Source organism: Flavobacterium sp. KBS0721, from assembly GCF_002007065.3.
GTDB classification, from domain to species: domain Bacteria; phylum Bacteroidota; class Bacteroidia; order Flavobacteriales; family Flavobacteriaceae; genus Flavobacterium; species Flavobacterium piscis.
The window spans coordinates 793,664-815,391 of sequence record NZ_CP042170.1; the positions used below are offsets into that span (position 1 = coordinate 793,664).

Sequence of the window (21,728 nt, forward strand, 5' to 3'; positions counted from 1 at the left end):
TTTTAAATAAACAATTTATTTTGTGTAAAAATTACGCAAACTTTATTTCGAAGTGAAAGCCTTTATCAATTAACTCATTGTATTTCAATTTATTAAATCGAAATAATTTTGCCGGACGACCGCTTTTTATGGGTGAAAATTTTTCTGTTTCTTCTAAAAACCCATAACTGAGGATTTTTTTTCTAAAATTTCGTCGGTCGATTTCTTTTTCTAAAATGGTACAATAAAGATTTTCAAGGTCTGAAAACAGAAATTCCGCCGGAAGCAAATCGAAACCAATTGGTTCGTAAGTCAGTTTTGCTTTTAATCTTAAAATGGCTTTTTCAATAATTAAATTATGATCGAATGCCAAAGAAGGAATTTCGTCAATTTTATACCATTGTACTTTATCTGCATCAGTATCGGCTTTAATTTCAAGATTCGAAGCATCAACTAAAGCGTAATACGCAACCGAAATAACACGATTTCTGGAATCTCTGTGAATATCATCGCCAAAAGTGTACAGCTGCTCCATAAAAGTAAGCTGAACATTGGTCTCTTCGTGCAATTCCCGAATTACAGCATCACTCAAAGATTCATCATTTTTTACCAATCCACCGGGTAAAGCCCAATATTTATCGGCTGAACCAAATTTTTGCTCGATTAAAAGAACATATAAACCGTTGTTTTTATATCCAAAAACAATGGCATCAACGGCGATTCTAATATTTTGTAAATTTTCCATAACTTAAAAAAAGAGTTTGCAACGAATTGCACTAATTTATCGAATTATTATTTTGCCACAGATTAAAAGATTAAAAATGATTTCGAATCTGTGAGAATCTTTTAATCTGTGGCTAACTTTTTAACCACAAAAAATTAGTACTAATTCGTGGAATTCGTGGCCAAAAAAAAAGATTTTGTGGCTAAAAAAATTATAATCTATTACCAAAAAACAACTTCAATTCTTTAGAAATAATATCAAAAAATGAATTCAGATTATTGTTTTTGGCACTCAGTAAATAAACGTATTCTTCCGGTACGTGAAAACTATTCCACAATAATTGCAGTTTATTTTCTTTGATATATTTTCTCGCGTTACAATTCCAGGTTATGGCTACTCCTTCATTATCAGCCAGCATTCTGAGCATTTCAGATTCTGATGGAATAATGTAATTAGGCACCATTGATGGACGTTTTTTATTAAAGGCATGTAGCCAGAATAATTTTATATGCGGAATTCTGGCATCGTGACTGTACCATTTTTGATCATTGAGCCATAACTCTAAGTCCGTAAAATTGTCTGCTTTTAATTTCTGACGAAATTCTGTTGCATCTAAATTTATCGGCGCGACCATGATCAATTTAATTTTTCCGACGATTTCATAAATAGTGTCAAACGTATCAAACCTTTTTGTCGTGATCGCAAAATCAAGTTTTTTGGCATCTACAAGCGCAAAAAGTGCATCATTATCGGCAAAAGTAAAATCGATTAAATCAAATTTAGCGATTAACAAATTCCCAATACAATTAAAAAGGTCTTTAGAAATTCCCACCGATATTAATCGGTTTGCATCTTCGGCTTTTGCCCTAAATGTATTCTCTACATTTTCAAGACGATCGAGTGCATCAATGATTAAATTATTCAGTAACTTAGCGTATTCCGTTGGTTCTACGCCCTTTGACTTTCGGTTAAATAATTTATTTCCAACATGAGCTTCCAGCATAGAGATTTGCTGGCTCACTGCAGGCTGGCTCATAAACAACTCTTTTGCAGCGATAGAAAAATTTCCGTTTTTATAAACCGCTTTAAATGTTCTGTACCATTCGAGATTTACCATGACATAAATTTATTTATAACAAACATAGTTTATTTTATTTTTACAAATATCACTTAAGCTGTAAATTTGATGAAAATTTAAACTTATGAAAAAAATAGCATTACTCGCAATTATAACCTTAACAGCTTTTAGCTCAACCGCTATAGCTCAAAAAACAAATAAAAAAAGTATGAAAAAAGTATTATTTGTTGTAACCAGTAACGATAAACTGGGCAATACAGGAGAAAAAACTGGATTTTGGTCAGAAGAACTTGCTGCACCTTATTATGAATTATTAGATAAGGGAGTTGAAATTACCATCGCAACTCCGCTTGGAGGTCAGCCGCCAATTGACCCAAAAAGCGCCGATCCTGCATCTGCAACTGAAGATACAAAACGTTTTGATGCCGATAAAACATTACAGGAAAAATTAAAACATACCGTTAAACTTTCGACCATTAATCAAAAAGATTATGATGCTGTTTTTTATCCTGGAGGTCACGGACCACTTTGGGATTTAGTAGAAGATAAAAACTCAATTGCTTTAATCGAATCTTTTTATACACACAAAAAACCTGTAGCATTTGTTTGTCACGCTCCGGCAGTTTTGAAAAACGTAAAAGTAAACGGTGAATTTTTAGTAAAAGGAAAAAAAGTAACCGGTTTTACCAATGAAGAGGAAGAAGCAGTTGGATTAACTAAAGTTGTTCCGTTTTTATTAGAAGATGCTTTGACTCAAAATGGTGCTAAATTCTCGAAAATTGCAAACTGGCAACCATATGCTGTAGAAGATGGTCTTTTGATTACAGGTCAAAACCCGGCTTCGTCTAAGCTTGTTGCAGGTAAATTATTGGAGAAATTAAAATAAGATGCTAAGGTTCTAAGTTGCTAAGATTCTAAGATTTTAGCAACTTAGCGATTAGTCAATCAAAATTAAAAAGAAAATAAAAATTGATGTTGAGATTTTGAATATTAAGTTTGAAAAAAAACTTAGAACCTCAGAAACTTAGCATCTCAGAAACTTAAAAAGACATGCTAAACTTTGAATTATATAATCCGACGAATTTAATCTTCGGAAAAGGACAAATAGAAAAACTTTCGACTTTGGTTCCAAAAGATGCTAAAATCTTATTGGCTTATGGTGGCGGAAGTATTTTTCAGAACGGAATTCACGAACAGGTAATCAAAAATCTTAAAGGTTTTGATATTGTTGAATTTGGCGGAATTGAACCAAATCCTCATTTTGAGACTTTAATGAAAGCTGTAGAAGTAATCAAAAAGGAGAAAATTACTTTTATCCTGGCTGTTGGTGGAGGATCTGTTATTGATGGAGTGAAATTTATTTCGGCGGCCGTAAACTTTGACGGAAATCCGATCGATATTTTGCAAAAACGTTTGTTGATTAAAGAAAATGCAATGCCTTTTGGAACTGTTTTAACTTTACCGGCAACAGGAAGTGAGATGAATTCAGGAGCTGTGGTTACCATTACCGAAACTCAGGAAAAACTGGCTTTTGGCGGAAGCGCAATGTTTCCTCAATTTTCTATTTGCGATCCAACCGTGATTGCTTCTTTACCAAAAAGACAATTGCAAAATGGTGTTGTAGATGCCTATACTCACGTAATGGAGCAATACTTAACGTATCCGCACGAAGGGTATTTACAAGATAGAATTGCCGAAGGAATTCTTCAAACATTAATTGAAGTAGGTCCAAAAGTAGTTGAAAATCCTACTGATTATGCTTTGGCTTCTAACTTTATGTGGAGTTGTACAATGGCGTTAAACGGATTGATCCAGAAAGGTGTTCCGTCTGATTGGGCAACGCATATGATTGGTCACGAATTAACTGCCTTATACGGAATTGATCACGCCAGAACTTTGGCAATTATTGGCCCAAGTTTATACGAGGTGATGTTTGAAACCAAAAAAGAAAAATTGGCCCAATACGGAAGACGAATTTTCGGCTTAACAGGTGCTGATGACAAAGTAGCGAAAGAAGCGATCAACAAAACTGTTGAATTTTTCCATACTATGGGAATGGATACTAAACTGTCTCAATACATTGAGGATTACGGCAAAACGGCAGATTTTATTGTAAATCGTTTCGACAAAAGAGGCTGGAAAGGTTTAGGAGAAAAACAATTGATTACTCTGGATAAGGTAAAATCGATTGTTGAGATGAGTTACTAGTTTCAGTGACAGTATTCAGTTGCAGTTCAAACTGTAAACTGTAACTGTAAACTTAAAACTAAAAAAAAAGGCGTTCTTGAATTTTTCAGGAACGCCTTTTTACAATACTAAAACAAAACTAACTAACTCAATTTTTGCTAAACTCATTAAATTCTAATTTACAAGTAGTTATAACGTAGTGGTTTTATTTTTATTGTGTATAATTAAAAATAATTTTTTATTTTTTTAATCATCTTTTAAAATTACAGAAAACAGCTTATTTAAAGTCTTCATTCATTTTCTTTTGTAATCTTTCATTCAATATTTTAATCTCTGTTTGTACATTTTTAAGGTCAACATTCTTTTTTTCTTCTAAAATTTTTCCTTTCAAAAATAATTGCAAATCATACAAATTGTTTTTATTTTTCAGGATCAGAGTTCCTATTTCCGGTTTTTTTGCTTGATTAAGCCTCAGACCAGCGATCATATTTCCTTTTGGTTCATTGCCAAATAACAATTCAACATCTTTTTCTGAAGAGATTTTTTCAGCGATCAAATTAAAGTTTTCTTCGATCGTTTTGTTATGGTCCATGTACAAAGTAAAAACAGTATTAAAAATCTCAGAATCTCGTCTTTTTTCATCGTTTCCTTCTATTGTCGTAAATAACTTTGCTTCTATTTTATCGTTGGTTTCAAAATACAAAACACTTCCGGTTTCCAGAGGAGCGACGTCATTAACTTCTAATAAAGAACTAACAACAAGCACCTTATCATCAATACTAAATTTCCCGATATTCCTATTGCCTGATTTTTCTAAGACGATTTTTCCTTTTACTTTATTATTAAATTCCTCAAGTTCGATAGCATTGTTTTTTAACTCAAAATGATAACGATTAAAATAATGCATGGCAAAAACATCAAAATCAAAACTCTTTAAAACTCCATTTTTCCAATATTTCGAAATAAACTGTCTGTCTTGTTTTATGTATTCAGGACCGTCGACTATTTTCCCTTCTTTGTAAGTCGATTTTATATCGTAATTTGGGTATTGATATTTTTCGAGATTTTCCAGATAATTGTTTGAATACTGATACTTTTTTGTACCATTTTCATAATAATCGACATAATTAAACTCTCTGAGATCTGCTGAAAAATAGCCCGAATAAGGTTTTTCATCTTTATAAATTCCTTCATAAGAATCCTGCATTTTTTCTGCAAGGGTAAAAGAGCGATCGTCTATTTTTGAGAGTTTTCCGTTTGTATAATGTTTTGATTTTAAAATATTGTTTTCATCGGTTCTTTCATATTTATTTCTATAAAAGATTTCCTCAGCAATTGCTCCTTTTTTGTAGATCGTGGTTCTTTCAGCTTCTACTAATTTCCCCTCATATGGCAAACCGTTTTTATATTCCAGTTTTCCGGTAACTTCACCGCTGTCGTAAAAAATAGTTTCACCATTTAGAACATCATTTACGCAAGTATAGGTTTCAAGAACATTATCTATATTATAACTAAAAACTTTTTGCAATCCGTTTTTCTTAAAATCTACAATACGAATTAACTCATGACGGTCTTTTCCGTTTTCTATAATAAATGTTCCGTTATAGGGTTTACCATTTTTATAAATACCAGTTGCCACAATACTATCATTTTCTTGTTTTTTTGCAATTGCCTCTCCCTCTATTATACCATTTACATAGTTGGTATTAACAAACAAACTTCCTGAAAAATTCTCATCAAAATTACCGTCAAAAGGTTCTCCCTTTTTATAGATTCGTTTTGTCATTACAGTTCCATTTTCATTATATACTATCTCATCGCCAATTTTTTCGCCATCTAAATATTTAGTAGATTCCTGAATCTTACCGTTTGAAAAATATCTAATTTCTTCTCCAAGTTTCTGTCTTTCTTTATAAGCTGTTTTTGACTTGACAGATATGGCAAATTTGTTTTGAGTATAGTATTCATAAGAAATACCGTTTGAAATCTCACTACCGTATTCCTCAAAATCATTTTGATTGATGGTTTGCAGTACTTTTCCTGTCGCATCATAATTTATCTGTTTAAAAGGATGCATTCGGTCGTACTCAATATCATACCACGTTTCCTGGGCCAATTGTTTTGAGTTAATCCAGAATATTTTTTTCTTCACTATTTTCGTTATAACCTTTTTTTTAGTTCCAGCCTGATAATCTTCAACCATTACAGGTGCCGTTTCAACCATAACTTCGGTCTGCTCCTGATAAGCTTCTTCATCCAACTTATTCTCTCTGTAATCATCCCAGTTTCTGACTTCTTCGAAATCTCCTTCAACCGGTTTACCGTTAAGATATTTACCTTTCATTAAAACAGTTCCGTCCTGATGATATACAATCGAAAATCCGTTTTTTTTACCATTTTTATATTCAGCGGTTTTACGTTTTTTTCCATTAGGATAATAGTAAGTCAAAACAGGAACGGCAGTCTTATTATAGTATTGATAAACCGATGTATCGAAACCTTTTTCATCGTACCAGACAATATCTCCAACATAACTATTTTCGTCGCTTTGCAAAGCATAACCTTGAAATTGAGGTGTTTTATTACTGTAGAAATCTTCCATTAAAAACAGATTACCTATTTTTTTTGATGGTTTAATTCTATAAAAAGAAGCATTTTCTTTAGAAGTTTCTTTCCAGTCTTTATCATAATAAATACGATCTCCATTTTGTGAAAAAGAAAAGCTGCTTGTCAAAATCAAAATAATGCTGAAAATTTTAGTTGTCATATTTGAAAGAAATTTCACCGAATGTAAGGCTTTTTTGAATTCATTTAATTTTTTAAAGATAAAAAATAGTACACAAAATTCAACTTATGACATTTAGATCTTAACCATCAATTTTAATTTCTTAAATCAGATTTTGTGATATTACTGCATTATTAAGTACTTTTGTTTTAAATTATTAAAAAAATGAGCGAAAATCTAAAATTTGCAGTAATTGGAGGAGGAAGCTGGGCAACGGCAATTGCAAAGATGTTATGTGTAAATCTTTCAGAAATTGCGTGGTATATGCGCAATGATGCTGCGATCGAGCACATTCAGAAATACAAACACAATCCAAATTATTTAAGTTCGGTTGAATTTGATACCTCAAAACTTAAATTAACGAACAATATAAACGAAGCTGTAGCATACGCAGATTATGTAATTTTTGCTATTCCCTCTGCTTTCTTAGATGCTGAATTAAAGAACTTAACAGTTTCTTTGTCTGATAAAATCATCTTTTCGGCTATTAAGGGAATTGTTCCTGAGACAAGTTTAATTGTTGGAGAACATTTTCATATTCAATACGACATTCCGTATTACAACATTGGCGTTATTACAGGTCCTTGTCACGCTGAAGAAGTAGCTTTAGAAAGACTCTCGTACCTGACAATTGCTTGTGGCGATCCGGAAAAAGCCAAAGTGGTTGCTAAAACATTATCCGGAAATTATATCAAAGCCAAAATTTCTGATGATATTATTGGTACTGAATATGCTGCAATGCTTAAAAACATTTACGCCATTGCTGCCGGAATTGCTCACGGTTTAGGTTACGGAGATAACTTTCAATCGGTTATGATGAGTAACGGAATTCGCGAGATGAAAAAATTCATCAAAAAAGTACATAAAATGAAACGTAATATTAATGATTCGGCATATTTAGGCGATTTATTGGTTACGGGATACTCTGTTTTTTCGAGAAACAGAATGTTTGGGAATATGATTGGTAAAGGTTATACCGTAAAAAGTGCCATGATGGAAATGAGTATGGTTGCCGAAGGTTATTATGCTACCAAAAGCGCTTATAAACTCAATCAGGGTTACGGAGCTAAAACACCAATCATCGACGCCGTTTATGCTATTTTATATGACGGAAAAGATGCTAAATCGGTATTTAAAAAACTGACTGAATCATTAGATTAATTTTTCATTCGCAGTAACAGTTTTCAATAGCAGTTTAAAGACTATATTTTACTACAGTAAAAAAAGAGTCAGGGAAATATAAAGTTCCTGACTCTTTTTTTTTATGCTCCATTTTTAAAATCTAAAGCAGAACCACGCGAATTAACAAGAAATATTCTGCTTCAGAATACATCAAACCTACATCTTACCAAAAAAAAGTTAAGTCTTTACACTTACAAAACCATCAAAAGATTAATCTATTGTTTATCAATAAGATAAATCAAAATTTCAGAAACTCAGTGAAGCTGCTTTTCTCACAAATGAGACATTTACAATTTTACAATCTTCTTATTTTCCATTGCTTCACAAAGAATTATTGATAGATTTGCGCATTATTTTTATTGATTCTAATTAAAGACAATGCGTTTTATTTTATTTTTCCTTCTTATTTCGGGTTCTGTTTTCTCCCAAAGAGTGATTACGGGTAAAGTTATAGATAAAGAATCCTCAACTTCTTTATCGGGAGTTTTTATTCGGGATACAAAAACAGATAATTGGACGATTTCTGACAAGGATGGAAAGTTTAAAATCACTCTTGTTTATTATCAGGACGTTGAACTAAATTTTTCTATTCTTGGAAAAAAAGACATAAACGAAATTGTAAAAAATGATCAAAACTATATTACAGTTTATTTAGAAGACAATACATTACACTTAAAAGAAGTAGTTGTTACTGCCGAAAAGGAAAGAAAATATTCTGAATTAACATTGGGAACAAATGCAATCAATAACGTTCAGGCTTTTTCTCTTGATGATGTTTTACAACAGCTTCCTGGGCAGACCACTACAGATTTTAATTTAAATCAATTTAAAAATATTGTTTTTCGTACGGCGTCAGAAGCCTCAATTTCTTATGCAACCAAAGCTTTTGGAACTTCTTTTGTTATGGATGATATTCCAATTTCAAATAATGAGAATATGCAGGCCTTTAATCCCAATTCGGGTCTTGGCGATTCTTTTGGTACAAAAACTAACACTTTTACGAATACCAATAAAGGAGTCGATTTAAGAGAGATATCCACTAATAATATTGAAGAAATAAAAGTCATTCAGGGAATTGCTTCTGCCAAATATGGCGATATGACTTCTGGACTTGTTTTAATAACGACAAAGGTTGGGAATAGTCCATATCGTATTTCTGCATCGATAAGAGATGCAACATCTCAGCTTAATTTAACCAAAGGAGTGAAATTTAACATTAATAACTCCATGAATTTCGGCATTAGTTATCTGGATTCTAAAGCTGACCCTAGAGATAACATTTTAAATTTTAAAAGGGTAAACGGAAATATATCCTGGCAGTATAAAAACAACGATGCTACTGTAAAAAATACGGTAAGTACCTCTTTTAGAATGAATCTCGATGATGCAAAGAGTGATCCGGACGATATTACGGCCGTTATAGTAAAAAATGAAAAGCAAGGATTTTCTATATCGAATAATTTAATGTGGAAACCTAAAAATTTATGGGTAGATGGAATTAATATCAACGCAAGTTTGAGTTATGACCGACAATTTACCCGTAGAGAAAGATGGCTTAACACATACACTTCAGCTGCGACCGATAGTCGTGAGGAAGGCATACACGAAGCTATCATTGTTCCTTCGCAGTACACGAGTATTAGTACCGTAGAAGGTATTCCTATTTCGACATTTGTGACACTGGAAACGACAAAAACTTTGACCAACAAAAGCAATTGGATCCATAGTCTGGTTTTTGGAATTTCAAACAGAATAAGTTCCAATAAAGGAGAGGGAAGAAAAAATGCTGCTACGGGATTATTTAATCTTTACACACTTGGAAAAGAAGGATCAGGTACTCTTGCTTACAGAGATTATGACTTCGATCAAACAAAAACAGAATATCAGACGTCTGCTTACCTTGAAGACAGAATATTTAAAAAATTTGAAAATAATCGACTTTTAAATGTTGACTTAGGCCTACGATTTGACAATCAAATGGGAAGTATTTCTTTACAGCCCCGTATAAATTCATCTTATACCCTTAATAAAACATTCAGATTACGCGCCGGAGGAGGGATATCATCAAAAGCACCATCACTAAACCAGTTGTATACAGGCGACCGTTATTTTGATAAACTAGTAGGAAGCGGAATTTATACCTATCCCGGAATTTATCAAAAAGCCTGGATACAAACCGTTATAACTCCTGGTGATAATTTAAACTTAAAACCCAGTAAATCCTATCGAACAGAAGTTGGTTTAGATGTTAAACTGCCATTTGCTTCTGTCAATTTTACAGGATATTACAACAAACTCTTTGATGGTTTTTCAGGCCAGCAGGTTCCGGTTTATAAAATAATTCCAAAGGCACAGATTATCGTTACAGGAACTGAGATTCCAACTTATGAAATTAACGGAACTGAAAAGTTTTACTACATGAGCAACTCAATAACAAACAACAGCAGCTCAGAAGATAAAGGTTTGGAAACAACCATCAATTTCAAAAAAATAAAAGCACTTAATCTGGATATAAGTATGAATGCTTCTTATACCTCTACAAAAGATTTTTCATACGTAAAAGAATATTATCCTTCATCTAGTCTTCTTTCAACTGAACTATACGGCGTATATGATAAAAAAAACTATTGGATGGATAATTTTACAACAAGCTTTAATTTTAACTATCATATTCCGGCTGTTGGCTTGCTTGTTAGCGTGAGAAGTGAACATGTTTTATTACGAAATTCCAAATCGCCAACAGGCAATTTCTTAAACGGATACCTAGATACTGAACTTGTATATCATGAAATTCCGGTTGAAGACAGAACAAATATTCAGAAATACGGACATCTGATAAGAATTCCAAGTGAAACACAGAGCAAACTTCAAAACGTCCTTCATAATTTTCATTTGAGAGTTTCTAAGGATTTTTTAAATGGTTTCAGCGTTTCGCTTTATTCTACCAACTTTTTAAACCTCAAACCTTATTATTACGACACAAGCGGCTTGAAAGTATTATCTAATATTGCCCCGCTTACATTTGGAGCAAGTCTTAATTATCAATTTTAAACTAAATATATATACCATGAAAAAAAAATTCCTTATTACTATAACTTTCATGTTAGGGTTATTAATACAATCCTGCAGCAATAACGACGACGAGGCGTTAAAACTTGTAAACCTAACCATAACGCTTAAATATGATGACACATTCAATAATCTTGCAACAAAAAAATCAACTGTTCTTATTGTAAATAACGAAACAGGAAATAAATACACTGTAGAAAGTGACAATAATGGTATTGCACAATTCAATCAGATTTTGCCTGGTATATATTCAGTTTCTGCTACTAAAGTAATGCATTCTCAAGAGTTTACAGAGACTTTTGGTTATACCCCAACTGAAACTGAAGTGAATTTTAATGGTGCCGAAGCAAGCTTAGTGGTAAACACAGAAACTACTCCAATAAATATTACAATGAAAACATCAAAAGTAGGTGACTTTGTAATTAAACAAATTTACTATGGTGGTTCTGACACCAAAAAAGGGGCTGTTTTTAGAGATCAGTTTATTGAAATTTACAACAATTCAAATACAACACAATATGCTGACGGATTGTATATCGCGCAATTATATGGTACCAATGTTACAACAGTATTTGCTTATACACTTTCTACAGGTCAATTTGACTGGAGTAAATCTGAAGAAATGACAATAGGTGATGATGCAAACAAAAATTATGTATACGCTTCTAATGTTGTACAAATTCCAGGAAACGGCACACAATATCCAATACAGCCAGGAAAAAGTATTGTGATTGCTCAAAATGCTATTAACCACCAATCGAACTATATAGACAATACAGGAAAATCGGTAAGCATACTAAGTCCTGAATTAACGGTTGATTTAAGTACTGCAGATTTTGAAGCATTTTTAGGAACTTATTCTGGTGATCTTTATCAATTTGACATTCAAAATCCTGCAGTACCAGATTTAGGAATTGCATATTGGGGGAATGGAAATAATGACTTGATTCTGGATCCAAGCGGAAGACAATCTTTTGCAATTTTTAATATGAATACTGCTGAATTTGCAAGTCTAAAAAAATACAAAAATCCTAAAGGCGATAAGAATTTGTATTTACAGATTCCTAGTACAATAATTACAGACGGTGTTGAGCTTACAAAAGATTTAGGATCTGGTCTTGTACCAAAAAAGCTGCCTGCACAAGTAGATGGAGGAAACACTTATTTGCCAAGTGGTTCTTATTCTTCAAAATCTGTGATGAGAAAGACAAAAACAACAATTGGAGGAAGAATTATTTTACAGGACACCAATAATTCGACTAATGATTTTGTAGAAACAAAAGCAAATCCAAGAGGATTTAACTAAAATTTTCATTAATGAAAATCACAACTGTTACACTTAATAATACCAAAAGTAATGCCCTGAAATATTGGGCATTACTTCTTTTATTTATTTTTAGTAATTTTTCAGTACAAGCTCAGGATACTATAATTGTAACCAATCATGTTATTGATGCCCAGCTTAAAAATCAAATATTCAAATATCCTGTAAATTATACCAAAAAGCATATCAAAGATTTCACTTTTACAGAACTATCATATGAATATCAAAAAAATCAATTTGCCAGAAAACAGATCGCGAATGAAATCAATTCTTATCAATTTTTGGCTCAGGGGTATTATACAACAAAATCAAAATGGAATTTTTTTGGTAATTTATCCCTTAAAAAAACAGATGAAAAAAATTTGGGATGGGTACTTTCTGATGATCGTTCTGAAGAGCAAGAGGTTATTCTTCCTCATTATTTTTATGTTCCAAGAAAAGCAAACTGGACCAATCAGGAATATAAAATTAGCGGGGGACTTTCTAAGGATATTACCAATCACATATCAATTGCTGCAAAACTTAATTACAATACCGGAAAATACAGTAGAAATCTGGATCCGAGGCCTGAAATTATTTCAAGGAAAATTGGAGGAGAATTACAGCTGGGATATCAGTTGAAAGAAAACCATAAAATTTTTGCTCTGGTAGATTATTCCAGATCTGATAAAGATTTTTCATACAAATACAAGGATACACATTCTAATGTAGAGGGCAATCCGGATACTTATTTGCGATTTAATACAGGGTACGGAAGAATTATTAATTATTTCAAGTCTAATTATTACAACAGTACACGATTTCTTTATAAGGAAAATCAAAACAAAATGGGCTTAGGTTATAACTTTAGTACTAATAACACCAAGTTTACTGTTTTATATTACAACCAAAAATCAGATAACAATTTCTACAGCGACGTTTTTGACAATCCAGATAACGAAAGGCTGACTATTAAAACAACTACCAATCATGCTGAGCTATTTGCTTTGCATAAATGGGATAAAAAAGAAATAAAAACAACATTGAAATTTGACAAAAGCAAGGCTCAAAATTATGATTTAAAAAACAACGGCTATAATTATAAAAACAGTTTAAATGCAATTAGTTGGTTAAGTGCTGTTTCACAAAAAACAGGCTCGCATATTGATTATCTATTTGGATTAGATGTTCTTTACCAGCAAAACCAATACAATGATATTATGGCGACAAATGATATTGAAATAAACTCGCTTAATACAGGGATATTTGGAAGCAGGGATTTTTCATTTGGGAAAAGTAAATTAAACTCCACCGTAAGTTTTAATATGTATTTCCCGCTTCCGTCAAAATTAGAATATTACGATACTTCCGGTGGCACAAATGCTGCTTTTCTAAACGAAGTCATTATTCATGATTATGTCGTGAGTACCACAAATTATTTTGCTCCTGCCTTACGTTTAGAATACAGTTATCCGGTAAAAAACAACAAAACAGTGGTTTTCTTTACCAATTTTAAAGAAAAAATAGCACTAAAAAAACAAAATGACTACAACGCCATTATCAATACCAATACTACTTATTGGATTCAATGTGGTGTACAATTAAATTATTAAAAATGAAAACAAAGTTTATTGCCATTGGGATAATGGTATTATCACTTATTATCGTTTCTTATGCTAAGATTAACCCAACGCTTTCTATTTCCGAATTAAAAAGATTATACAGCAGTGGTGATTATCAAAAATGGCCAAAACCAGAAGTAGATTCACTTGTATATGCGCAAGGTTTTGAAGATATAGGAACTCTGGGCCAACCTGAATTTCCGGAAGACAATCCTTATACAGAAGAAAAAGCCGCTTTGGGTAAAGTTCTCTTTTTTGATCCGAGATTATCAAAATCGGGACAGATTTCCTGTGCCAATTGTCATGATCCTGAACTGAATTGGGGCGATGCCAGAAGAGTTTCGTATGGAGAAGGAAGGTTACAAGGAATTAGAAATTCTCCGAGTTTAATGAATATCGCTTATGCGAAAGTTTTCTTCTGGGACGGAAGAGCGATAACGCTTGAAGATCAGGCAAGCTTTCCTATAAAAGATACCAAAGAAATGAACTTCCATATCGATCTGGCTACAAAAAGACTGAATAAAATAAAAGGATACAAACCTTATTTTCAAAAGGCGTTTGGAAAAGAAAAACTAACTCAGACCGAGATTTTAAAAGCCATTGCTACTTTTGAAAGAACTTTGATAAGCCCGAAAAGCAGATTTGATAAATTTGTTGCAGGAGATTCTACTCAATTAACTAATAAAGAAGTTGAAGGTTTGCATTTGTTTAGAACCAAAGCACGTTGTATCAATTGCCATAATACAGCTAATTTCTCTGATAATAAATTCCACAATATTGGTCTAACTTATTACGGAAGAGAATATGAAGATTTAGGCAGATATAACGTAACCGGAAAAGCCGAAAATGTAGGCGAATTTAAAACGCAATCATTAAGAGGAGTTTCCCAAAACGCGCCTTATATGCACAACGGTTTATTCCCGAATTTGCGTGGTGTTTTGAATATGTATAATGCAGGAATGCCTCAACCTAAAAGAAAAGAAAGTCAAGCGAACGACACATTATTCCCGACAACTTCCAGATTAATTCAAAAATTAAAACTGAACCAATCAGAATTAAATGCTTTGGAAGCTTTTATAAGTAGTTTATCAACCGGTGCTTATAAAATGCGCCCGCCGGAATTACCGCAGTAGTTTTTTTTAAGAGAAGATAGATAATAGAATAAAGAAAATAGACTTTTATACTTTGAGAATAAAAAAAGAGTCAAGACTAATTTTAATTTCGTCTTGACTCTTTTTCTATATTCTATTCTCTATATTCTATTTTCTATTCTCTATATTCTATTTTCTATTCTCTATATTCTATTTTCTATTTTCCCTACTTCACCATCACCCCCTCAACAAACAAAATCGGCACTTCTTCTGTATCGTTCTCGTTGATTAGGTTTGATTTGAAAATGAATTTCTTGTCGTACAGTTTATTATCGATAAAGAAAGTTACCATGAATTCGTTGTTTAAAACCAGTAAACTTTTTTCGACCATTTCGATTTTTACTACCGAAACTGCGGGAACCTCAACAAATGCGTGACGTAAAACCGAAGTCTTTTTCATTTCGCCATCTATCGTTCCAAATGCTTTAGAAACGACCATTACGCTGTCTAAATTAAAGTCGCTGTCGTTTACCAAATAAGCGTACCACACTTTCTCCATAAAATCGTCGCTCCATTCCTGAACAGCGGCAATAAATACGTTTTCTACTTCCGGGATTGTTATATCTGCTTTCATTTTTATTAAATTTTAAAAACCTTTGTCAAAGTCTAAACTTCAACAAAGGTTTATTGTATTAATGAGAATTATATCTTTCAAAAATTAATCTAAAATCTACAATCTAATTTCTAAAAATTAAATATTGGCTTTGAATTGCTCTAAGAAACGAACGTCGTTTTCGTAGAACATACGAATATCACCAATTTGGTACAATAACATCGCGATACGCTCTACTCCCATTCCGAAAGCAAAACCGTTGTATTCGTCCGGATTGATATCGCAATTTTTAAGAACGTTTGGATCTACCATTCCGCAACCTCCAATTTCTAACCAACCGGTTCCTTTTGTAATACGGTAATCGGTTTCGGTTTTCAGACCCCAATAGATATCAATTTCGGCACTTGGTTCTGTAAAAGGGAAATAGGACGGACGTAAACGAATCTTCGATTTTCCGAACATTTCTTTAGTGAAATAAAGTAATGTTTGTTTTAAATCGGCAAAAGATACATCTTTGTCAATGTATAAACCTTCAACTTGGTGAAAAATACAGTGCGAACGTGACGAAATAGCTTCGTTACGAAATACACGTCCCGGAGAAATCGTACGGATTGGCGGTTTATTGTTTTCCATATAACGCACCTGAACAGATGATGTATGCGTACGCAACAACACATCAGGATTGGTCTGAATGAAAAATGTATCCTGCATATCACGCGCCGGATGATATTCCGGTAAGTTCAACGCTGTAAAGTTATGCCAGTCGTCTTCGATTTCCGGACCTTCGGAAACGTTGAAACCAATATTGGCAAAAATATCTATAATTTGATTTTTAACGATAGAAATCGGGTGACGTGAACCAATAATTACCGGTTCTGCAGCACGCGTTAAATCGCCAAACATTCCTTTTACTTCCTGTTTGCTCTCCAGTTCTTCCTGAATAAGACGAACTTTCTCTTCAGCTACAGCTTTTAAAGTATTTATTACTTGTCCGAAATCTTTTTTCTGATCGTTTGGAATATTTTTGAACTCTGAAAAAAGTTCTTTCAACAACCCTTTACTACCCAAATATTTAATACGGAATTGCTCTAAGGATTCTTTATTTTTATCATTAAAGGCTTTAGCTTCCTCTATATGTTGTTTTATCTTGTCTATCATCGATCTTACTTTGAAGGTGCAAATTTAAGGATTTTGTTCTAAGTATGAGTTCTAAAATTTAAAGTTTCCTTTCAAATTCATGAATCTATCTTATCAAACTAATTTTATGTTCTATTTGTTTCACTTTTTCCAGCCAAAAAGTTATTCCTTCCTCGTTTTTAATAATTTCTTTTTTATGTTTTGATGCTACTTTACCCAGTTCAGCCCAGCTTTTATTCCATTCTTTATCTTTCTCGATTTTATTTGTTGGTTCTGTTCTGGAGCGCCAAAACTCTATATTTTTAAGATAAGTCGTTTTTAAATCTTCGAAATACTCGATTATCTTTTCTTTAGAATTAGGAATATAACCCGGTCCGCTGCAGCCACAGGAATGAAAAGCGATTCCAACAGAATACAAACTTTTCATATGTTCCCATTTTTTGAGATCATCTTTTTTGGGCGATTCAAAATCAAGTCCCATACTCGCCATTAAGTCCCCGCATTCCGGACATTTTGCTTCCTGAACTGATTTTTCACCTCTTTGTATGTCATTCATCAATCTTCTTTTAAATGTCTTTCGACAATTAAAACAAGCATAATGCGGTTTATAAGAAACCATTGCATATCTACACATCTTTTGATCAGTTTTCAGATTTCAGTCTCAGTTTACAGTCTCAGTTTACAGTTTAATTGGCACTGAAAACTGAGACTGCGACTGAAAACTAAAAAACTATTCAATAAGTTCTCTTTCTAAAAAATAATTCACAATGGCTTCTTTCATCAAAACCGATTGTTCTCCTGCTTTTAGTGCCGGTAATTCTTCTTTTACTTTGTAATGCGGCCATCCTTCAGCATCAAAAAAATCGAATTCATAAAACCCGTAAGGCTCTAATAATCGACAAATGGCGATGTGCATCAGGTTTAATTTTTCATCTTTTTTGAATTCACGGTGTACTTTTCCGAGTTCCTGAACTCCAATTAGGTAAATTATGGCATCTAAATCTAAGTCTTCTCCTTGCGAAAACTGATTAGATAGTATATCGACGAGCTTTTCCCATCGCTCTTTTAGTTGTGTATCTCTGGACATTAATGTGTTTTTAGATTGTTGATTTTAGATTTTAGATTACTGATTTGCGATACATTAAAATCTAAAATCTTCAATCTAAACTCTAAAATTGTCTTTGCAAAGATAGGAAGTTCAAATCCAAAGACCTAAAATTAAAGATTTCTCATACATGATAAATAAATGGGCCACGGATTTAGCGGGTTCAGCAGATTAACGCAGGTTTCTTTTTTTGTGCTGTATATCCTACACTATATAAACAAAACCTCAGCCTAAATCATTAAACTATTTTTAATCTGTGCTAATCCGTTTAATCCGTTTAATCTGTGGGCTATCAAAACTTACTCAAAAACTTTGCCCGCCGAAAGCAGATAATTCTTTTATATTTGCGCCATAATTAAATGAAAACAGAAAACATGAGTTTTTTTGATATTATTGTTGCCGCTCTTTTGGCTTTTAGTTTATATAAAGGAATCCAGAACGGTCTTTTTGTAGAAATCGCTTCTTTTATTTCGTTATTGTTGGGGATTTATATTGCTATTAAATTCTCTTCTTTTATGAAGGAACTCATCATGAAACATGTTTCGTGGAATCCGAACACGATTCAGGTTACGGCTTTTATCCTGACTTTTATTCTGGTCGTAATTGGCGTTTATTTCTTAGCCAAAATCCTTACCGGAATTGCTGATTTTGCTTTTCTGGGATGGGCAAACAAATTGGGTGGAGGTTTCTTTAGAATTTTAAAAACGATCCTGATCATGAGTATTTTTATTGCTCTTTTTGAGAAAATGAACTTCAATGAAACTTTTGCTAAAAAAGAAACTCTCGATAAGTATTATTTTTATAATCCGATTAAAAAAGTAGCGGCTTTTGTTTATCCTTCAATTGAGAAATGGTACGATACTTTTAAAGAACATGCTAAAAGTTCTGAAGAGAAGTCAAATAAAACTACTACTGAAAAGGAATAATTGAATTGTAAGGCTGATCGAAGTCGAAGCCCTTTATATAAAACAAGCCTGCGACTTCGCTCAGGATGACATTAGTTTTCAAAAGAAATTAAGTCCCAGAGGGACGAAATATTTATAGAAAATTTATAAATGTACCAACATAAAACCCCAGCGGGGTGGAATATAATATGTCGCTCCGATGGAGCTTGATTTACCAAACGTAACATTATTTGCTATAAATATATCGCTCCGATGGAGCTTAAAAATGTAAATCTAACAATTCCAATACCGAAAATTTGTAAAAAAGAACAAACTCCTTATAGCGAAACCCGACAGGTTTTAAAAACATGTCGGGTTTGACAAAGATTGCGTTTAGAATATCTTTTACCAGTTCACTTCTAGTTTTTCTCCTTTTTTCAACGTGATATTTTGTTTTTTATCTCCAGAAATCAAAGTCGTTTTTCCTCCTGTTTTAGATGAAACCGTCACTTTTTTCAGGATTTTATTTTCCCAATTCATTTCGATTTCAAATCCGCCACGGGCGCAAATTCCTTTTACTGATCCCGTTTCCCAGGCATCCGGTAAAGCGGGTAATAATCTGATTTCGTTTTCGTTGGATTGAACCAACATTTCGGCAACGGCTGCGGCTCCGCCAAAGTTTCCGTCGATTTGAAATGGTGGATGCGCGTCGAATAAATTCGGGTACGTTCCTCCTCCTCTTCTTGGTTTTTCGGTTTTCTTTCCGTCAGGATCTACGTAACGCAATAATTCCCTGAACATTTTATACGCACGATTTCCGTCCCAAAGTCTTGCCCAAAGGTTGATTCTCCAGCCTTTTGACCAACCTGTGGTTTCGTCGCCTTTTATTTCCAGAGTCTTTTTTGAAGCTGCGGCTAAATCAGGCGTTTTCTCTGGCGTGATATGATCTCCGGGGAAAAGTCCGAACAATTGCGATTGATGACGGTGCTTGGGATCTTTATCTTCCCAATCGAAATACCATTCCTGAAGATTTCCTTTTTTACCAATTTGATACGGATGCAATTTTGAAAGTGCTGTTTCTAGTTTTCCTCTAAAATCGGCATCAGTATTTAAGGCTTTCGAAGCTTTTATCGTTTTGTCGAAACATTCTCTTGTCATGGCCAAATCAGCCGTTCCTCCATACAGGGTTGCGCCAACAAAACCATCAGGTGTCAGGTATTGATTTTCGGGTGAAGTGGATGGCGACGTGATTAAATTTCCGTTTTTATCGGTTATCATCCATCCTAAAAGAAATTCAGCTGCACCTTTCATTAACGGATAACCTTCATTTTTTAAATAGGCTTTATCCTGTGTAAAAATATAATGCTCCCAAATATGCGTGCTTAACCATGCGCCAGCAAGTGGCCAACAGGCCCACATTGGATCTTCTTTGCCAAATTGCCCAACGGGATTTGTCATGGCCCAGATATCAGAATTGTGCGCTGCTGCCCAGCCTTTATCAACTCCGTAAAAAGTCTTTGCGGTTACTTTTCCGGTTACCGAAAGATTTTTTATAAATCCTAAAAGTGGCAAATGCATTTCTGAAAGATTAGTGTTTTCGGCCAGCCAATAGTTTTCTTCCAGATTGATATTCATGGTATAATTACTACTCCACGGCGGATTTAAATGCGGATTCCAGATTCCTTGCAAATTGGCCGGAACGCCCAAAGTTCTCGAACTGCTTATGAGCAAATAACGTCCGAAATTGAAATAGAGAATTTCGAGGTTTTTATCTTCTTTTCCGTCAGCGTAACGCAATAAACGTTCGTCTGTTGGTAAATCCGGAGCGGTTGTTTTGCCTAAATCTAAAGTGACACGATTGTAGAATTTTTGATAATCTTTGGTGTGGCTTTCTTTTAATTGATCAAATGATTTGGCATATGATTTATTCAGGTTTTGCAAAGCAATTGATACATCATCTAAACCTTCGGTAGCTGGATTTTTGTCGAAACCGTTAAAACTTGTGGAAACAGCAACATAAATAATGGCTTCTGTGGCATCACTTAAACTTAGAGATTCTCTGGAACTTGTAACTTTCCCGTCTGTTTTTTTGATTTGAACTAAAGTTGTAAATCGTGTTCCTCTTTCTTTTGCTTCAAGATATTTTGGTAAAACAGTATATCCGGCATTTTCATGAATTGGTGCGGAACCTTTCATTACCAGAATATTGCTTCTTACTTCGACATTTGATTTTAAGAGACTTTTTAAATTAACATCAAAATTTAAAGCTCCTTTGTGATCGCTTGTCAATTTGATAATCATAATTTGATCCAGAGCTGAGACAAAATATTCACGGGTAAATTTTACACCGTTTAATTCGTAACTTACTTTTGATGTGGCATTCGAAATATCCAGTTCTCTACGATAATTTACTGCTTTTCCTTTTTCGGAATTATTGATTTCTAATGTTCCTAAAGGCGCAAATGATTCTGAGTTTTTTCCCTGAATTTTTTTATTAAGTTCTTCGGCTAGTTTGTAATTTTCGTTTTTTAATGCTTCGCGAATTGCCGGGATGTTTTTGTAAGCTTCGGGATTCATTTTGGCGTTTACGGGTTCGCCTGACCAAAGCGTGGCATCGTTCAGGTAAATTTTATCTGAGTTTGCTCCGCCAAAAACGGTTGCTCCCATTTTTCCATTTCCTAAAACTAAGCTTTCTTCAAAGAATTCTGCGGGTTGATTGTACCACAAAACATGACTGGATTGTGCCGTCATGTTTGTAAAGAAAGTGGTGAATAGTAAAATGAAGAATATTTTTATGAGGTTTGATTTCATGTATTCTTTTTTGATTTTGAATTAATACGGTTTAAATATGCTAATCTCGCGTACAACGGATTGAAATCCGATGCTACAATATAGCTCGTTCCTCCGGAACTTTTGAAAGAGCCTTTGGCTTCGATTATTTTGTAGGGATGGATTTTAATTCATCTGAA

The 21,728-nt window shown here is 33.5% G+C and carries 16 protein-coding genes; 8 read left to right on the plus strand and 8 right to left on the minus strand.

Going from position 1 to position 21,728, the window contains the following annotated elements; translation table 11 throughout:
• Positions 1–31 precede the first annotated feature (31 nt).
• Positions 32–724 carry an NUDIX domain-containing protein gene (locus B0M43_RS03760; protein ID WP_065448749.1) on the minus strand — a complete coding sequence of 231 codons (693 nt, stop codon included), beginning with the start codon at positions 722–724 and terminating at the stop codon, positions 32–34.
• A gap of 190 nt (positions 725–914) precedes the next feature.
• On the minus strand, positions 915–1,820 hold the full coding sequence (locus B0M43_RS03765) for a LysR family transcriptional regulator (RefSeq protein WP_065448750.1): 906 nt from the start codon (positions 1,818–1,820) through the stop codon (positions 915–917).
• Between the two features lie 85 nt (positions 1,821–1,905).
• Here B0M43_RS03765 and B0M43_RS03770 point away from each other — a divergent pair, with 85 nt between their 5' ends.
• Positions 1,906–2,667: a type 1 glutamine amidotransferase domain-containing protein gene (locus B0M43_RS03770; RefSeq protein WP_078006794.1), complete on the plus strand. Its 762-nt coding sequence runs from the start codon at positions 1,906–1,908 to the stop codon at positions 2,665–2,667.
• Positions 2,668–2,831: 164 nt separating this feature from the next.
• Complete coding sequence (locus B0M43_RS03775; RefSeq protein ID WP_078006793.1) at positions 2,832–3,989, plus strand: iron-containing alcohol dehydrogenase; 1,158 nt, start codon at positions 2,832–2,834, stop codon at positions 3,987–3,989.
• A 256-nt stretch (positions 3,990–4,245) separates the two neighbouring features.
• On the opposite strand, the gene B0M43_RS03780 is transcribed toward B0M43_RS03775, so the two are convergent.
• Complete coding sequence (locus B0M43_RS03780; protein ID WP_078006792.1) at positions 4,246–6,735, minus strand: toxin-antitoxin system YwqK family antitoxin; 2,490 nt, start codon at positions 6,733–6,735, stop codon at positions 4,246–4,248.
• A gap of 183 nt (positions 6,736–6,918) precedes the next feature.
• On the opposite strand from B0M43_RS03780, the gene B0M43_RS03785 reads away from it, so the two are divergent.
• The 5 genes from B0M43_RS03785 to B0M43_RS03805 all read left to right on the plus strand — a co-directional run bounded on the left by B0M43_RS03785 (position 6,919) and on the right by B0M43_RS03805 (position 15,062).
• Positions 6,919–7,914, plus strand: a complete 996-nt coding sequence (locus B0M43_RS03785; RefSeq protein ID WP_078006791.1) for an NAD(P)H-dependent glycerol-3-phosphate dehydrogenase — start codon at positions 6,919–6,921, stop codon at positions 7,912–7,914.
• Positions 7,915–8,313: 399 nt separating this feature from the next.
• Positions 8,314–10,986 carry a TonB-dependent receptor domain-containing protein gene (locus B0M43_RS03790; RefSeq protein ID WP_078006790.1) on the plus strand — a complete coding sequence of 891 codons (2,673 nt, stop codon included), beginning with the start codon at positions 8,314–8,316 and terminating at the stop codon, positions 10,984–10,986.
• Between the two features lie 16 nt (positions 10,987–11,002).
• Positions 11,003–12,310 (plus strand): DUF4876 domain-containing protein, encoded by a 1,308-nt coding sequence (locus tag B0M43_RS03795; protein WP_078006789.1) that lies wholly within the window; start codon positions 11,003–11,005, stop codon positions 12,308–12,310.
• Positions 12,311–12,321: 11 nt separating this feature from the next.
• Complete coding sequence (locus B0M43_RS03800; RefSeq protein ID WP_078006788.1) at positions 12,322–13,920, plus strand: DUF6850 family outer membrane beta-barrel protein; 1,599 nt, start codon at positions 12,322–12,324, stop codon at positions 13,918–13,920.
• Between the two features lie 2 nt (positions 13,921–13,922).
• Positions 13,923–15,062, plus strand: a complete 1,140-nt coding sequence (locus tag B0M43_RS03805; RefSeq protein ID WP_078006996.1) for a cytochrome-c peroxidase — start codon at positions 13,923–13,925, stop codon at positions 15,060–15,062.
• 184 nt (positions 15,063–15,246) lie between these two features.
• On the opposite strand, the gene B0M43_RS03810 is transcribed toward B0M43_RS03805, so the two are convergent.
• The 4 genes from B0M43_RS03810 to B0M43_RS03825 form a co-directional block, all read right to left on the minus strand.
• Complete coding sequence (locus B0M43_RS03810; RefSeq protein WP_065448758.1) at positions 15,247–15,654, minus strand: hypothetical protein; 408 nt, start codon at positions 15,652–15,654, stop codon at positions 15,247–15,249.
• A gap of 117 nt (positions 15,655–15,771) precedes the next feature.
• The gene (gene pheS / locus B0M43_RS03815) at positions 15,772–16,791 is read right to left on the minus strand and encodes a phenylalanine--tRNA ligase subunit alpha (protein ID WP_078006787.1); all 1,020 of its coding nucleotides are present in this window, start codon (positions 16,789–16,791) and stop codon (positions 15,772–15,774) included.
• Positions 16,792–16,876: 85 nt separating this feature from the next.
• Positions 16,877–17,326 (minus strand): hypothetical protein, encoded by a 450-nt coding sequence (locus B0M43_RS03820; protein WP_246860193.1) that lies wholly within the window; start codon positions 17,324–17,326, stop codon positions 16,877–16,879.
• A 174-nt stretch (positions 17,327–17,500) separates the two neighbouring features.
• Positions 17,501–17,857: a hypothetical protein gene (locus B0M43_RS03825; protein WP_078006785.1), complete on the minus strand. Its 357-nt coding sequence runs from the start codon at positions 17,855–17,857 to the stop codon at positions 17,501–17,503.
• A gap of 392 nt (positions 17,858–18,249) precedes the next feature.
• On the opposite strand from B0M43_RS03825, the gene B0M43_RS03830 reads away from it, so the two are divergent.
• Complete coding sequence (locus B0M43_RS03830; protein WP_078006995.1) at positions 18,250–18,801, plus strand: CvpA family protein; 552 nt, start codon at positions 18,250–18,252, stop codon at positions 18,799–18,801.
• A 363-nt stretch (positions 18,802–19,164) separates the two neighbouring features.
• Here the strand turns inward: B0M43_RS03830 and B0M43_RS03835 are convergent, their stop codons facing one another.
• Positions 19,165–21,570, minus strand: coding sequence for a glycoside hydrolase N-terminal domain-containing protein (locus tag B0M43_RS03835; protein ID WP_078006784.1), 2,406 nt, complete (start codon positions 21,568–21,570; stop codon positions 19,165–19,167).
• Positions 21,571–21,728: the final 158 nt, after the last annotated feature.

Bases quoted from the DNA above. Each gene is read 5' to 3' on its own strand.
- B0M43_RS03780 (WP_078006792.1), bottom strand. From the start codon at position 6,735: ATGACAACTAAAATTTTCAGCATTATTTTGATTTTGACAAGCAGCTTT.
- pheS (WP_078006787.1), bottom strand. From the start codon at position 16,791: ATGATAGACAAGATAAAACAACATATAGAGGAAGCTAAAGCCTTTAAT.
- B0M43_RS03775 (WP_078006793.1), top strand. From the start codon at position 2,832: ATGCTAAACTTTGAATTATATAATCCGACGAATTTAATCTTCGGAAAA.
- B0M43_RS03830 (WP_078006995.1), top strand. From the start codon at position 18,250: ATGAGTTTTTTTGATATTATTGTTGCCGCTCTTTTGGCTTTTAGTTTA.
- B0M43_RS03760 (WP_065448749.1), bottom strand. From the start codon at position 724: ATGGAAAATTTACAAAATATTAGAATCGCCGTTGATGCCATTGTTTTT.
- B0M43_RS03790 (WP_078006790.1), top strand. From the start codon at position 8,314: ATGCGTTTTATTTTATTTTTCCTTCTTATTTCGGGTTCTGTTTTCTCC.
- B0M43_RS03825 (WP_078006785.1), bottom strand. From the start codon at position 17,857: ATGTCCAGAGATACACAACTAAAAGAGCGATGGGAAAAGCTCGTCGAT.
- B0M43_RS03805 (WP_078006996.1), top strand. From the start codon at position 13,923: ATGAAAACAAAGTTTATTGCCATTGGGATAATGGTATTATCACTTATT.
- B0M43_RS03785 (WP_078006791.1), top strand. From the start codon at position 6,919: ATGAGCGAAAATCTAAAATTTGCAGTAATTGGAGGAGGAAGCTGGGCA.
- B0M43_RS03795 (WP_078006789.1), top strand. From the start codon at position 11,003: ATGAAAAAAAAATTCCTTATTACTATAACTTTCATGTTAGGGTTATTA.
- B0M43_RS03765 (WP_065448750.1), bottom strand. From the start codon at position 1,820: ATGGTAAATCTCGAATGGTACAGAACATTTAAAGCGGTTTATAAAAAC.
- B0M43_RS03810 (WP_065448758.1), bottom strand. From the start codon at position 15,654: ATGAAAGCAGATATAACAATCCCGGAAGTAGAAAACGTATTTATTGCC.
- B0M43_RS03835 (WP_078006784.1), bottom strand. From the start codon at position 21,570: ATGAAATCAAACCTCATAAAAATATTCTTCATTTTACTATTCACCACT.
- B0M43_RS03770 (WP_078006794.1), top strand. From the start codon at position 1,906: ATGAAAAAAATAGCATTACTCGCAATTATAACCTTAACAGCTTTTAGC.
- B0M43_RS03800 (WP_078006788.1), top strand. From the start codon at position 12,322: ATGAAAATCACAACTGTTACACTTAATAATACCAAAAGTAATGCCCTG.
- B0M43_RS03820 (WP_246860193.1), bottom strand. From the start codon at position 17,326: ATGAATGACATACAAAGAGGTGAAAAATCAGTTCAGGAAGCAAAATGT.